We start from the raw sequence: 1,473 nt of genomic DNA on the forward strand, positions 1-1,473 counted from the left end.
TCCCAGCAGCTGCAGAACTTGTTGACGGGCCTTGTTCAGACTGATGCCCAGGTTGTTCAGTACGCGGGCAGCCACGCCTTCTCCCTCGCGGATGAGTCCAAGGAGGATATGCTCGGTGCCAACGTACGTGTGGCCCAGCTTACGGGCTTCGTCCATCGACAGCTCGATGACCTTCTTGGCTCGCGGGGTGTACGCGATGTTCGTCGGCTGCTCTTGTCCTCTGCCGATCAGCGTCTCCACCTCGTCCTGAATTTTTTCCAGACCGAGACCAAGGGCAATCAAAGCTTTGGCGGCAATGCCGTCGCCTTCGCGAATAAGTCCGAGCAAAATATGTTCTGTGCCGATATTATTGTGTCCCAGCCGAACGGCCTCTTCCTGTGCCAGCGCAAGCACTTTTTGCGCGCGTTCCGTAAATCTGCCAAACATCATAATCCTGCACCTCCAAAAATAATCAATATCTATAATTAATGTGTGATCCCCAACGTATCCCGGAGCAGCTTCGCCCGGTACATATCGCATTCGGCTGAGCTCAGCTCCTCGCCAAACATCTTCTGCAGAAATCCAGGCTGCGTCTTGACATTCAGCTCATTGAGCACCGAGATGGATGGAGCTTTCAGGATTCCCAAATCTACGCCAAGCCGCACATCCGACAGACGCTGGGAAGCTTCCTTCAATTCCATTACGGCCGCGTAGGACAAAATCCCGTACGACCTCATGATGCGGTCTGTAATCCGCAAAGCGGAATCATCCAGCAGCCGCTGGCGCGCATTGCGTTCATGCTCGATAATCTGGATAGCCACACCATGCAAGTTGTCTATAATCTCAGCTTCGGTCTGCCCCAGTGTAATCTGATTGGAAATCTGAAAGATATTCCCGGCAGCTTCACTGCCTTCCCCGTAAATCCCTCTTGCCGTAAGCCCCACCTGGTTGACAGCCGAGAGAATACGGCCGATCTGCTGGGTCATGACAAGCGCCGGAAGATGCATCATAACCGAAGCGCGAAGTCCTGTGCCGACATTGGTCGGGCAACTGGTTAAATAGCCTCTTTTGACGTCAAAAGCGTAATCGACTGATTCCTCGAAGATATCATCGATCGCGGTTGCCCTCTCCCAGGCCTCGCGAACCTGGAAACCGGGAAACAGGCATTGAATACGAAGATGGTCTTCTTCATTTATCATGATGCTGACCGACTCGTCCTCATTCAGCAGCACCGCACCGCCCCGGGAGTCATTGACGAGATTGGGACTGATCAGATGCTTCTCGACCAGTACCTTCTTATCTAATTCTTCCAGTTTATCTAGCTTCACAAGCTCAAACGTGCCATATCCCGTATCCTGATCCTGAACAACAACCGGAGCCAGAACATCCAAGACTTCATCCGCCTGATTCTTCGTAGCCAGAAGGGGAAAAGGGTGATGCTGTATATTGCGGGCGATCCGCACACGGCTGCTGATTACAATCTCGGAGTGGCTG

Annotated in this window: 2 protein-coding genes; both read right to left on the reverse strand. The window is 52.8% G+C overall.

Annotated elements, in window-relative coordinates; genetic code table 11:
• Window positions 1-429, reverse strand: a 429-nt coding sequence (locus L691_RS28285) for a Clp protease N-terminal domain-containing protein (RefSeq protein ID WP_036736102.1), incomplete at its 3' end; no start/stop codon positions are given.
• Between the two features lie 35 nt (window positions 430-464).
• Window positions 465-1,473, reverse strand: a 1,009-nt coding sequence (locus L691_RS0108170) for a protein arginine kinase (RefSeq protein ID WP_025689906.1), incomplete at its 5' end; no start/stop codon positions are given.

Origin of the sequence: Paenibacillus zanthoxyli JH29, assembly GCF_000520715.1 — a bacterium.
Lineage (GTDB): Bacteria > Bacillota > Bacilli > Paenibacillales > Paenibacillaceae > Paenibacillus_AQ > Paenibacillus_AQ zanthoxyli.